Origin of the sequence: Bacteroides sp. M10, assembly GCF_014334015.1 — a bacterium.
GTDB classification, from domain to species: domain Bacteria; phylum Bacteroidota; class Bacteroidia; order Bacteroidales; family Bacteroidaceae; genus Bacteroides; species Bacteroides intestinigallinarum.
Genome location: NZ_CP060488.1, coordinates 6,479,553 through 6,492,225 on the forward strand (window position 1 = coordinate 6,479,553; position 12,673 = coordinate 6,492,225).

At 44.9% G+C, this 12,673-nt stretch carries 15 protein-coding genes and 1 pseudogene; 8 read left to right on the forward strand and 8 right to left on the reverse strand.

Annotation, left to right across the window (positions count from 1 at the left end):
* Window positions 1-2 precede the first annotated feature (2 nt).
* On the reverse strand, window positions 3-3,131 hold the full coding sequence (locus H8796_RS24175) for a SusC/RagA family TonB-linked outer membrane protein (protein WP_117935294.1): 3,129 nt from the start codon (window positions 3,129-3,131) through the stop codon (window positions 3-5).
* A 573-nt stretch (window positions 3,132-3,704) separates the two neighbouring features.
* Between H8796_RS24175 and H8796_RS24180 the strand changes: the two genes are divergently transcribed.
* Window positions 3,705-3,929 carry a carboxypeptidase-like regulatory domain-containing protein gene (locus H8796_RS24180; RefSeq protein ID WP_004310107.1) on the forward strand — a complete coding sequence of 75 codons (225 nt, stop codon included), beginning with the start codon at window positions 3,705-3,707 and terminating at the stop codon, window positions 3,927-3,929.
* Between the two features lie 18 nt (window positions 3,930-3,947).
* Here the strand turns inward: H8796_RS24180 and H8796_RS24185 are convergent, their stop codons facing one another.
* The 5 genes from H8796_RS24185 to H8796_RS24200 form a co-directional block, all read right to left on the reverse strand.
* Window positions 3,948-4,418 carry a hypothetical protein gene (locus H8796_RS24185; RefSeq protein ID WP_117935296.1) on the reverse strand — a complete coding sequence of 157 codons (471 nt, stop codon included), beginning with the start codon at window positions 4,416-4,418 and terminating at the stop codon, window positions 3,948-3,950.
* A 288-nt stretch (window positions 4,419-4,706) separates the two neighbouring features.
* On the reverse strand, window positions 4,707-4,946 hold the full coding sequence (locus H8796_RS25540) for a hypothetical protein (protein ID WP_233527288.1): 240 nt from the start codon (window positions 4,944-4,946) through the stop codon (window positions 4,707-4,709).
* Between the two features lie 50 nt (window positions 4,947-4,996).
* Window positions 4,997-5,140, reverse strand: a complete 144-nt coding sequence (locus H8796_RS25545; protein WP_229070569.1) for a hypothetical protein — start codon at window positions 5,138-5,140, stop codon at window positions 4,997-4,999.
* A complete protein-coding gene (locus tag H8796_RS24195) occupies window positions 5,103-5,840 on the reverse strand; it encodes an ImmA/IrrE family metallo-endopeptidase (RefSeq protein ID WP_117935298.1) in 738 nt (245 codons plus the stop codon). Before H8796_RS24195 ends, H8796_RS25545 begins: the two co-directional genes overlap by 38 nt.
* Window positions 5,827-6,177, reverse strand: coding sequence for a helix-turn-helix domain-containing protein (locus tag H8796_RS24200; protein WP_004321740.1), 351 nt, complete (start codon window positions 6,175-6,177; stop codon window positions 5,827-5,829). The genes H8796_RS24195 and H8796_RS24200 overlap by 14 nt, the downstream gene beginning before the upstream one ends.
* Before the next feature lie 219 nt (window positions 6,178-6,396).
* On the opposite strand from H8796_RS24200, the gene H8796_RS24205 reads away from it, so the two are divergent.
* The 7 genes and pseudogenes from H8796_RS24205 to H8796_RS24235 all read left to right on the forward strand — a co-directional run.
* Entirely contained in the window at window positions 6,397-6,759 is a 363-nt protein-coding gene (locus tag H8796_RS24205; RefSeq protein WP_117935300.1) for an SH3 beta-barrel fold-containing protein, read from the forward strand.
* Between the two features lie 2 nt (window positions 6,760-6,761).
* The gene (locus H8796_RS24210; RefSeq protein WP_004296750.1) at window positions 6,762-6,992 is read left to right on the forward strand and encodes a hypothetical protein; all 231 of its coding nucleotides are present in this window, start codon (window positions 6,762-6,764) and stop codon (window positions 6,990-6,992) included.
* Window positions 6,993-7,085: 93 nt separating this feature from the next.
* Entirely contained in the window at window positions 7,086-7,829 is a 744-nt protein-coding gene (locus H8796_RS24215) for an HNH endonuclease (protein WP_117935302.1), read from the forward strand.
* Complete coding sequence (locus H8796_RS24220) at window positions 7,826-8,269, forward strand: N-acetylmuramoyl-L-alanine amidase (protein WP_117935304.1); 444 nt, start codon at window positions 7,826-7,828, stop codon at window positions 8,267-8,269. The genes H8796_RS24215 and H8796_RS24220 overlap by 4 nt, the downstream gene beginning before the upstream one ends.
* 33 nt (window positions 8,270-8,302) lie before the next feature.
* Complete coding sequence (locus tag H8796_RS24225) at window positions 8,303-9,295, forward strand: DUF4373 domain-containing protein (RefSeq protein WP_117935306.1); 993 nt, start codon at window positions 8,303-8,305, stop codon at window positions 9,293-9,295.
* Between the two features lie 297 nt (window positions 9,296-9,592).
* A complete protein-coding gene (locus H8796_RS24230; RefSeq protein ID WP_117935409.1) occupies window positions 9,593-10,216 on the forward strand; it encodes an NYN domain-containing protein in 624 nt (207 codons plus the stop codon).
* Between the two features lie 19 nt (window positions 10,217-10,235).
* Window positions 10,236-10,547, forward strand: a pseudogene (locus H8796_RS24235) (hypothetical protein); the annotation flags it as partial.
* Between the two features lie 102 nt (window positions 10,548-10,649).
* Here H8796_RS24235 and H8796_RS24240 read toward each other — a convergent pair.
* Both H8796_RS24240 and H8796_RS24245 read right to left on the reverse strand, forming a co-directional pair.
* Window positions 10,650-11,258, reverse strand: coding sequence for a TetR/AcrR family transcriptional regulator (locus H8796_RS24240; protein ID WP_004296744.1), 609 nt, complete (start codon window positions 11,256-11,258; stop codon window positions 10,650-10,652).
* 10 nt (window positions 11,259-11,268) lie between these two features.
* Entirely contained in the window at window positions 11,269-12,633 is a 1,365-nt protein-coding gene (locus H8796_RS24245; RefSeq protein WP_117935310.1) for a TolC family protein, read from the reverse strand.
* Between the last annotated feature and the right edge of the window lie 40 nt (window positions 12,634-12,673).

A 12,673-nucleotide genomic window follows, 5' to 3' on the forward strand; every position in this document is an offset into this window, starting at 1 on the left:
AATCACAGTCCCAAACGCAGGGTGAGGGTAAACTGACGCGGAACGGGGGATGCCACCCCTCCGGTGTTCACAAATTCGGGGTCCTGCCCGTTCAACTTCTTGTCAGCGTAGATCAAGAAGAGATTGGTGGCCTGCAACTTGAGCGACAGGTTGGATATTTTGGCAGGAGCAATCCAGCTTTTCGGGAACTCATACATCAGTGATATTTCTTTCATGCGGATAAAATCGCCTTTGGCAATGCGCTCCGTAGAATAGTTGTAGGCGTTGTAGGCAAGATAAAGCGATGTATTCGCCTGATGTTGCGGGTCGCTAAGTATCACCGGAATATTCGTTTTCGCTTCGTCGCCGGAAACAGTCCAGCGGTTTTTGAATTCACGCGGCATGGCGGTAAGGTCGGAATATTTGTAGTTGAACACCGGGTTGAGGCGGACTACGTTGCCAAAAGAGTAAGTCATAAAGACATTCAGTTTGAAGCCTTTATAGGTGAATACATTACCGAAACTTCCCGTGACGGTGGGATCGGTAGGACCTTCGTATTTCAGGTAATCCAGTTTTTCGCGTTCCTGGAAATTGATGCTGGTGCTGGTCACTTCCCCATCGATGAGATATTGCGGAATGCCGTCTTCATCAAGTCCTGCAAAAGGGATGGAGAAGAGTCCGCGCACGGGGTATCCCTCGCGGGCAAAGCCGTTGCCGGAAACGAGTTCCATCATGCTTGTGAGTCCTTTCAGTTGGGTGACTTCGTTCTTGGCATAGGAGAAGATAAAGTCTGTGTTCCATGAAAAATCCTTCGTGCGGATGTTGCGGGTGGAAAGCGTGAATTCCACACCGTGAGATTTCATGGTGGCTACGTTGGCATATTTGTTGATGACGCCGCCTACTCCCTGTGTGGGGACTACACCGATCAGGTCGTAGTTGTTACGCTGGTACCAGTCGGCGGAGAAGTTGATGCGGTTTTCGAGCAAGCCGAGGTCGATGCCGATGTTCAGCTCATGCTTTTTCTCGTAAGTGAGTTCGCTGTTCTCGATGTCATCAATATAAAGTCCCGTTTCCTGAATGTCGGTAAAGGGGCGGTAGGGCGAGAAGCTGCGGATGATGGCTTGCGAGTTGGTCACTTCCGCCGGGCCGCGGTCGGCGGTGAGGGAGTATGAGGCTTTCAGTGTCAGGTTGGAAAGGGTGGGTTGCAGCGCTTTGAAGAAAGATTCTTCATGCACGTTCCAGGCACCGGACAGGTTCCATGTGGGGAGCCAGCGGGATGAACGGCTGCGCCCCATGCGGTTGGTTCCTTCATAACGGAAAGTACCGTTGAGGGTGTAGCGTCCGTCATAAGAATACGTAGCGTTGAAGAAGCTGGCTATACTCCGGGTTTCGGAGTGTCCCAAACTGTAATAGCGCGAACTGGATTCGATGCCGTTCTTAAAAAATTGGTAGACGTAGGACGGAATTTCACCCATCGAATATTGCATTCCCCAGCCTTGAAAGGAGGAGTATGTTTTTTGAAGGCTGTTCACTTCCATTCCGGCAAAGAAGTTGGTGATGTGTTTCTCGACGAAAAGATGATTCCATGAGAGTGTTCCACGGAAATCGAGTCCTAGCATACGGCGGTCCTGACGCTGATAGATGCCGCCTTCGGGCAGCAGGGTGATAGGCAGGGCGTATGGGTTGTCGGGGTCGGTATAGAGTAATTTGTTTTGCTCGCGAATGGTGGCGTCGTCCATACCGGTGCGGTAGGCGATTGCTTGGTTGGCGTCATCGAGCACGTTGTGTTCCTGCGATGAGGTCTGGTATCTAACGGCTCCGAGGGCACTTAATTCGAGTCCCTGAATCACTTTCCACTTCATTTCGCCTTGAAATTTCACATCGACCATATTGATTTCAATGTAGTTATTGTCGAGCTCGTGGAGAATATTGAATGGGGCGTAGTTGCTGATATAGTCCACGGAGGGGTCGAGTGTGCGGCTTGTGTTGAGCGCGTATGAATAAGGGTTAATGTCGAATCCGCGGGACATTTTTCCTGATGCGATGTCGAGGGTGGAGTTCATCGTTCCCGGCGCGTTCTGTTGGCGGTAGGAGGCGTTGGATATGAGGTTGAGCGACAGATTTTTATATATATTATAGGTTGTGTTCACATTGGCCGTATAGCGTTTCACCTTGCTCTGCTTGTACCAACCAGGATCGAGCATGGCACTCAAGGAGGCGTAGAAAGAGGATTTTTCCGTTCCGGCGGTGATGCTGACGGAATGGTTCTGCGAAACGGCATTGGTGAAAAGCACGTCAAACCAGTCAGTGTTGCGCATTTCCGCTTCACGGAGGTAGGCGTTACGGGCTTCGGTGGTGTTGAGCAGTCCGCGTTGACCGTTACTGTTGTTGTATTCGTCGATGAGGCGGTACATACGACCGTACACTCCGGTGTCTCTGGTGCGGAAAAGGTCGGCACTGTTCAGCCAGCCTTTCTGTTCCATTTCTTTGTAGATTCCCATCTGTTCCTGCGAATTCATGATATTAAATTCTTTATAGCTGGGGATAGCGCGGGTGGTGAACTCGCCCGTATAACTGATCTTGCTGACTCCGGCACGTCCTTTCTTAGTGGTGACTACGATAACGCCTGCCATCGCACGTGCACCGTAAATGGAGGTTGCCGAACCGTCTTTCAAAATTTGGAAACTCTCGATATCGTCGGAATTCAGCCCGGCTATGGCGGAGCTAATCAGTGTCTCGGCATCACCGGAGGAAAGGTCATCGGGCCCTACGTCGATGGCGTCCTCCAGAATCACTCCGTCAACAACCCACAACGGTTTGGAACTTCCGTAAATGGAAGTGGCTCCACGCACACGAATCTTGGGGGCAGTTCCAAAAGTGCCCGAAACATTCTGGACGGAAACTCCTGCCGCACGACCTTCCAGTCCGCGACTAATGTCGGGCAAACCGTCCAGCTTCACATTATCGGCATTTAATTGTTTGGTGGCTCCGGTAAAAAGACGTTTGTCCATTTTCTGCATACCGGTCACTACCACTTCCTGTAATACTTCGGAATCGGATTTCATCATTACCTTGATGGTCCCGGACTTGATAGGAACATCCTGCGGCTTCATGCCGACATAGGTGATTTGCAAAGTTCTTGATGAACTCATGCACTTTCTGCCCCCTCCTTACATAAGTATTTGAGCACAAAACATTTAATAAATATAAAAAAGAAGATACTGAAAAGGGAATAAGAAAAGCAAAGAAGGAAGTAAAACGCAAAATAAATCGTCCTTTTTTGCTTTTTATCTACTTACTGAAAAGGTAGAAAATATCTCTCATATAGCAAACTTCGAGTCCGGCAGTAACTTTCGTCCCCCTAATTGGAGTGTTAATATAAGAGATTACAGATCGGTTTTCTTTCTTTTTCCAATAAACTATCTTTTTTCTACCTACAATTATTTATTTGCAATTTATTATGTGTTATTAAACATATTATCTACAAATTTAGCCACATTTATTTATCAAAAAGACAGTCCTTTTCACCTATTAATTACCAAAAAGAAATAAGAAACAGCCTTTCATGTATTTATTTTGTATTTAAGTCTTTTTGCTACAAGTATTTTGTATCGACAGCGAAAATTCATATTTTTTTTCATATTTTTCTTTGTTTTTCTAAAAAAGTGCTTACTTTTGCGAATCGTAAGATAGCAAAACAGACTATTCTACTATATAAAAACTATATGAAAAGAAAACTAACGCTGTTATTAACTTGCCTGTTAGCAGGCATTAGCCTGGCAATCGCTCAAACCTCCAGAAAGGTAATGGGCGTTGTCTTCTCCGAAGAAGACAACCAGCCCGTCATAGGAGCATCCGTTTTAGTTAAAGGTACATCTATAGGAACCACCACCGACCTCGATGGAAAGTTCGTTATCAATAATGTACCAAGTTCATCAAGAACTTGGTAATTTCCCTTCCGTTTTCCTCTATTCTCCATCTTTTTTCTTCACCTTTCCTTCCTTTTCACCAGTCTCCGGAAGCAGTGTTTTATCGTCATGAAACTGAATATCAATACGAATATGATGATTATCATCAACTGTATAGCTTACATCCGCAGAATCTCCTAGAAAAAGCTTCAGAATCCAGCACAACACCTCCGGAATATTGACAATAATCGTTGCCCTTCCAATCACACAAGAGAAAAAATTAAAGATAGTTGTCCAATTTGGTATAGGACTCCGACCGTCGAAATTACACCTATACACACGTCCCACGGACGAACGCGAACAATCCGAATTCTTTTCAACATATTTTTCTGGAATATTATTCAGTTGCCCCAACTTAAAAACACAATCAATTACTTTCTTCTTAACATCATCGTCACTGTGACGTACACCGGTCATTTCTTTCTGACCATTTTCACTGTTAAAAATCACTTCTCTTTCTACCTTAGTCATTTTTTACATTTTATTTAATATTTACATATAAAATTCACGACAAAAGTACAATGCTTATTTTAACATATATGTTCAAGCATGACACATTCTATATTTTTCATCCATATTTTCACAAAGAAAGAGGGTTTGGGGTACCCATTTTCTACCTTACCACTATTATCAAGAAAATAGATGAAATAAAATCTGCCAAAAAGGAAAGAAATCACTCGTTCCAAAAGCTGTGATTTGCGCTAAGAAAAGATACCGAAACTATTACTAAAAATAAATCAATAGAATAGAAAAGCGATGTCAAATCGCGACTGTACATTTATAGCGGGTAATATCAACTTCCGGCAACTTGCTCCCTGAAGCAATTACCTTAGCAATAAACTCGTTACATTCCTCTGCCGAAAGCTTCTTCCGGCAAAAAGCATAATATAGAAAATCAAGAGTAGTCAGAAAAGTTATACCGTTCTGCAAACAATAGTCCTTTATATCCTTCAAATTACTGCTACCCAGCACATCACGGTGGTCTCTGCAATAAATCATGCAGGCACTCTCACCGTGTCCAAACGTTTTAAGTAATTGGAAATAATCTTTCAGCGATGCTCCCGTAGGGGAGAAACCAAAATAACATATTCGTATTCGGGAAAGATGTCCGGCAACAAAGAAAATGCTTCCGCTTTCACAAAATGGATGATAACGTCAGCATCCAGTATTATTTTCGTCTTCTTCTGTTGCATGTGTGTTTATTTTGCGGAGTAACTCCCAATAGTGCCCCTCTGATATTTTTTCCTGTTCAAAAAGTGAGCGGGCTTTTTCGCCGAAGTCTCCGATTACCAGTCCTTCGTTTGCCGGATCATATAATGCAGTGTCATAACCGAAACACAAAGCCGAGTGTTTCACCGGTTCATCTGCCAGTGCAAGACGTGCAGCATTGGTCAGTAAACCAACATTCAACAATCTATAAAGCAGTGCAGAGCGGGAAACAGAAAAGTAATGTTCCAATTTCAACACTGTTGCCAATGAGATCTTTTTTGTTTTCAGTTCATTTTCCGGGATAAGTTGACAAAGTCCTGCCTCCGGCATCAGCAAAGAAGAGGCAAACATATCGGCGCTCTGTTCTACGGGGTCTTTACTTCCACTACAAGGGTTGCATTTGTGCGGAGTTGGTTTACTTTCAATATACAAGTGATAGAGTTCGTGGGCAATCGTGAAATGTTGCCTGCCTCTTGAATGGGAAGAATTCACGAGCATGAACCGATGTCCGGAACCGTCTTTGAGGCACATTCCCGAAAAGTTATCGGAAAGAGGGCGGAAAATGGTCAATACATTCAATTTCAGCAACAGACTTTTCAGATTAATGGCTTCCGAAGCACTCAATCCGTTATCCGCGCGAAATTCCGCCACTTGTCTTTCTATGATGAATTTATTTGGAGCCATTTCCAATCCGTTCCATTTTAAGGTAAGACTTCACGAGATCTTTAAAATGGGCTATTTCTTTCAAATCCCCTTCTTCAACATCGGAGATACGAAAAGCAGTAGCCAGAATCTCATTGTCGGCTTCTACATTATCTTCAAACAGAAGAAACGCTTCACAGCCAAACAAATCAGCAATCTTCTCTAACAAATGAAAAGGCACTTCACGAACACCGCTTTCATAGTTACTATAAGCCGACCGCTCCACACCGATAGATTTCGCTACCTGCTCCTGCGTAAAACCTGATAATTCTCTGGTTTTCTTCAAGTTCTCTCCGACAATCTGATTCATGGTTTTCATTAGTCACCTCCTTTATTCTGTGGCAAAAGTAATTCTAAAATAAATAATAAACAAGTTTTGCCACAGATAAGTTTAATCTTCCGCCATTTACTTTTTCTCACATAGCACTCAATCATGACTCAATCGTTTCAACGTCTTTTTATGGTTCACGCCTGAACAGCTTTTACATTACCTGCTTTCTATCTTTGCCCCATAATCAAATCATTAAAACGAATCAAAATGACTGAAACTGAAAAAAATCATTCCTTCCAACGGGTACAGCTAATGAAGCAAGCTGCCGCCATCCGGCAAAACAACGGTATGAACCGGCACGATGCACTCGTCACGGCTCACCGGATAGGGGCTCTCATCCGGCAGATGCATCACGGAAATGTTTGTTTCCGCTACACCAAACAGGATGGAACCATCCGACACGCTACCGGCACCCTCACCGGATATGAACATAGCTTCCACCGTCCGTATCTACCCAAACCGGAAAATACATTCGTTGTCTACTATGACATCGAAGCCAAAGGCTGGCGCACCTTTCACGCTGAAAATTTTCTGGATATCGAAACGGACGGGCAAGACAGCAACAAGTAAAAATGAATCTGCAAAAGAACGGAATGAACGGGCAGGAACGAAAAGAATGGGAGGCGCTTTGCAGACAGTATAACGTAGATTCGCTATACGAGGCCATTCAAGGCTGCCGGGAAGAACTGGAGTTTCTGATTCATTGTGCCGAACGGCTCGAGCCTCATACGGAGGAGGAGGAAGAAACGCCGTTTAACACATACAGACCACAGCGTTTCTCCGCACCAGAAAGCGCCGTTTAACAGATGGAGGAAACGCCGTTTCTCCCCGCATGATTCAGAAAAACAATTATTTTTTAACAGAGTATAATTTTATTAACATTATCAATATCAAGTATGGAAAATTGGAGATTTATTGAAGAAAACCCCGACTATATGATTTCAGATCACGGACGGGTATTGAGTTTCAAGGGCAGATCAAAGTTGATCCTTTGTGCCAAAATCATGGGGACCGGTTACGAAACTGTCATACTGCCGAATAAAGGTGTTTGTATCGAATACAAAATTCATCGTTTGGTTGCCAAAGCATTCATCCCCAACCCGGAGCAGCTGCCACAGATTAACCACCTCGACGGCAACACGATGAACAACCACGTGTCAAACCTCGAATGGTGCGATGCATACACCAATATGATGCATGCCATCCGGACGGGATTACGACGTACAGGAGTGGGATCTCATCAAACACCTTTCGCCGTTACGGATGCAATGGGGAAAGTATTGCGTGCCTACCCGTCTATGAAAGAAATGGTCAGAGAGGAACGTCTGAAGCCTGCGCACCGAAACTGGCTTATCCTCCAACTAAAGCATCCGGACCGCGTGAAACAACACGCCTTGCGTGTGCAACATCATCGGGGAGATGCTTTTATTATGGTTCAGACAAGACCTGATCTGATTACAGTGCTTAATCGGCCCACCATACCTAATCAAACGACAACGCCGCCGATGGATGCTCCCTTCTCTCCGGTGCTCCATTCAGTAACAAAGCAATATTACCGCCAACTGTCCAAAGAGGAGGCTATTGCGTTCGGCGTTATCTCACCTGCCGTCTGCAAACAGGAAAGGAGGATTCTGCCATGAAAGACACGATCATCATCCACTGTTCCGCCACTCGTGCGGGACAGGATTTTACCGCTATCGACATCGACCGCTGGCATCGTCAACGTGGTTTTCGTTCTATCGGTTATCATTTCGTCATCCGTCTCGACGGTACGATTGAACCGGGAAGAGATGTTGCTCTCGACGGAGCGCATTGCACGGGTTGGAACCATCGGTCTATCGGTATCTGCTACATTGGCGGATTGGACAGGAACGGTCGGCCCGCCGACACACGAACGGAAGCGCAGCGTGAAGCACTCGTCCGGCTGGTAGAAGATTTGCGCCTTGTCTTCCCTTCTCTGAAGCAGGTGATAGGACATCGGGACACCAGTCCTGACCTCAATGGAGACGGCATTATCTCACCTGACGAGTATATAAAATCCTGCCCCTGCTTCGATGTAAAAGCAGAATTTATTCAGTAATAATCAACCATTTACAACCAGCATTTTATCATCATGGCCCGCATTTCCAAACCCGGATTAGATTATTTCCCCCTCGATGTCAATTTTCTGCAGGACAGAAAAGTACGCCGCATCTCCTGTCGCCACCACGCGGCAGGGATTGCCGCACTCACTTCGCTGCTCTGCCTCATCTATAAAGAAAAAGGTTATTATATTTTGTGGAACAAAGACACTCTTTTCGACATCGCCCAGGAAGCGTGTTGCGGGGAAGAGGAAATGCAGGCCATCATTGATGATTGCCTGTCAGTGGGGTTGTTCGATGATCTTATATATAAGGAGTATGGTGTACTGACTTCACAGGCGATTCAGGAACAATATCATAAAATCATCACCGACAGCCGGAGAAAATATAAATTGCCCCTGGAACATTTCTGGATTATCAATGAGGAGAGTAGTGAAATAGAACCGGAAAATACGGATGACTCCGGCAAAAGTGTTACAAAACCCCATGAATTTGCTACAACAATGCCACAAACAAAAGAAGAAACGGATACAGATAGCAAAGGTAAACAGGAAAGGGATATGGAAAATGAAATCAAATCTGAAATAAAAAAAGACATAGAGACAGAGAGGGAAGGAAAAGACGGAAAGGAGAATGAGAGGATCATGCCACCCGTTCCGTCAAACAGCGTTTTTCAGGCTCCGCCTGTCGTTGTAGAGGGTTTGTCTTTGGATAAATCGATTGGAAAAGAAACGGTTTCGGAAGGGATGCAAGCGGGAGGAGGCTCGGAAGCTATACTTCTACTTAATATGCAAACTATCGGCATCCGGAACGAACAGACCGTGAAAGCGATTGTCGGCCTTGCCCGACGTAAAGAATTGGGAGGTCCCGGCGGTATTTTATGGAAAATTCTTAGTTCCCAATACCGCCCTACCCTACTCAAAAAGAATGAACCGGGTGATTACATTCTTTGGGCACTCAATCATCCGACGGAATTTGAAAACACCTACAACGGGACACTGAAAAAGCTAATCAGGGGAAGATAAAGCGGAAAAGTCTGCCTATAAACAAGGAACCTTTTTATTTTTACTGCAAAAGGGATGGAAAACCAAGAACTGTTACATCTTTATAATAGAAAGAAAAGACCTCGACTTGTAGAGTGAATGCTTACAATTCGAGAAAACAAAAAAATAGAGCAAATCATGAAAAAAGAAAGAAAAAAGACCTATCAATTTGTTATTCTAAAAAATGATTGTACCTTTGCAATACAAATTGCCCCCCTTAGTTGAGAAACACTAAGGCTGACCCATCAATTAAAGATGGGTTTTTTTATATATAACACTATGGAAGACAAAAAGAAAGTAATAGTCTATGTAGACGGTTTTAACTTCTATTACGGGCTGAAATCGAAAAAATGGAAAATGTGTTATTGGCTGGATTTAGTCGGCTTCTTTAATAGCTTTCTAAAGCCATATCAAGAACTGGTAGAAGTCAACTACTTTTCAGCTCGTCCAACAGATGTAGGCAAGCATGATAGACAAGACAAACTATTTCAAGCTAACAAATGCAATCCTAAATTTAACTTGATATTGGGTAAATACCTCAAAAAAGAGATTAAATGCCGTTATTGTGGTGGTATCATTCATTCTTTTGAGGAAAAAGAGACAGATGTACGTATAGCTACAAAAATTCTGTCGGACGCCTATAAAAAACGTTGTGACATTGCCATCATTGTATCAGCTGACAGCGATTTAATACCACCTGTAGAGCTAATAAGAGAATTTAACCCGTTACAAAAGGTCTATGTATATTTTCCTCCTAACAGGTATTCATCTAACTTATCGAATCTAAGCGATGGCACACGTAAACTTGATGGCGCTTTTAATATATTCAAAAAACACATATTGCCCCAAAAAGTACAACTACCAAACGGATATGTAATAGAACGACCGGATGAGTGGAAATAAGATTTTATATCGACCTACCTTGCCGTTCAAGGCACGAAAAGCTGTCTTCGAGAAATTGGAAGATATCGCTGATGTGGCTTCTATGTCTCCGGAAGACAGGGAGCGATACGACAATAGCGTCAAAGTGTACCGAGATTATTTGGTGACAATGGATGCAGCTGAACAAAAAGGAATAAAAGAAGGGTTGGAAAAAGGTATAGAGAAAGGAATGAAAGAAGGTACACAAAGAGCCCAACTGAAAATAGCCCGGAACATGAAAGCCAAAGGGATAGACAATGAGGCTATCGCCGAATGTACCGATTTACCTTTAAGTATAATCGAAGGGTTATAAAGCAATCGGATTCATAAAGGCACTATCTTGTAACCAACCGTTTACGAACGAAAAAAATAAAAGAGGTGAGCTCCCTTTGCAGGGTAGCCCACCTCTTTCTCTTCATACACAAACATTCAAATTATCAGGTTTCAGGTGTTCGTCAATATAACGGATGCCGTCCATCTTAAAAAGCCCCCGCAGAAGCGTATAGTTCAACATACGCTGCACTAAGTACGGGGTGCCTTGCAAGCTGCTCTGGTAGATGACCTCCTGCAAATCCGGTGCAAAACGGTCGGGATCGACTCCGGGAAGCAGATAACCGCAAATCTTACAATGCGTCAAAACATCAATCAACTGCTGCAACCAGAAAGCCTCCTCCCGCTCGAAAGCAGCACGGTATTCCCTGTCGGCAGCAATATCCATCAGCAACTTCTTCCCCAGCGAATGAAGTAGGGTGAGATAGCCATCCACTGTGATAAAAAGTGCCTCCATGCACGAGCTGTCCATCCGTATCTGTTTTTGCTGGATCCGGCTTCTGATTCCGTTGGCAAAATCAGAAAGACAGACACGGAACAGACTCGTTTTGCTGGGAAAGAGCTTGTAGAGTGTCCGCTTCGACATCTTCATTCCCCTGGCTATATCATCCATCGTCAACCCGTCGGCACCATGCTGGTACATTTCCCGCTTGGTGTAGTCGAGTATCCGGCAACGCAGTGTTTCTGGATTCATACATACCTCCCTACATACGGCCGCCGCCCAATGCCTGATACAAAGTGATTACGCCTTGGATTTCGGTAAAGCGGTTCGCTACTTGTGACAGTTGCGCGTTGAGTAACGTCTGTTGGGCGGTCAATACTTCCAGATAAGTGGTGTTGCCATGTTTCATCAACAGGCTTGTGCTCTTGGCTGCTGTTTGCAGAGAAGCCACCTGCTTGTTGTAGTAGTCGGCTTTCTCGCGAGCAGTCTGGTACTGCACCAGTGCCTCGTTCACTTCCACGCCTGCGTTCAGCAAGGTCTGTTCGAAACTAAGGCGGGCTTCCTCCTGTTGGGCTTTCGCTATTTTCAGTTGGGCGATATTCGCTCCTTTATTAAACAAAGGCTGCGTCAGGGAAGCCACAGCGGAGGCCAGGAACTTACCCGGGTTGACAATCATGCTCCCTGCACTGTTGGTCCATCCTGCGCTGCCGCTCAACGTGACGGAAGGATAGAAAGCGGCACGGGCAGAATTCGTTGCATAGAAAGCCTGTGCCAACGAAAATTCTGCGCTGCGCACGTCAGGACGGTTGGCAAGCATCTGTAAGGGAACACCCACGGAGAAGTTTTCCGGCAACTGTTGATTTCCCAGTTTGCCACGCTGTATTTTGTGGGGAGTTTCTGCCAGTAAAAGTGCCAGTGAATTTTCCGCCTGATTGATTTGCTCTTTCAGGTCGAGCACAGTGGTACATATATTGAAGTAGGTAGCCTCCGTCTGCGCCAGTCCGGCCTCATTCACCATCCCGGCCTTTTTCATGGCACGGGTAGCATTTACACTTTCTTTCCAGGCAGCTTCGGTAGCCACAGCTATCTCATACTGCGAATCGAGCATCAGCAAGGTGTAATACGTATTGGCAACGGATGCTACCAACTGCGTCTTGACAGCCTGTTCATATTCCTTGCTCTGTTCATAGGCAGCTTTCGCACGACGCTTTGCTGTTGTCACCTTTCCAAAAATATCCAGTTCCCACGAAGCAGTCACAGGCAGCGAATAAGTTTGTGTAGCCTTTCCACGGTCGAAGCTGCTGGCAGCTCCTTCCGGTGCCAGAAACAAAGAAGGCAGATAAGACAGTTTGGACGTCAGCAGCGTGGCTTCCGCTTCTTTCACACGCAAATGGGCAGTCTGCATATCGGTGTTGCGCAAGAGTGCCGAATCCACCAAATTCTGCAGATAAGGGTCGGTAAAGACCTCCCGCCACGAGAGGTTGCCGAAGTTTGCCGTATCGGTGGCAGCAACAGACTCGCTGCCGTAAAGTCCTTCGGGAACTTCCGATACCGGTTTGTATTTATTGTAGATACCGCAACTACTCAATATAAGCGTTGCTGCGGACAGAATGATTATTTTTCTCATTAGTTCTTATTTTAATTCAGGTCTAAAACCTTTAATCATC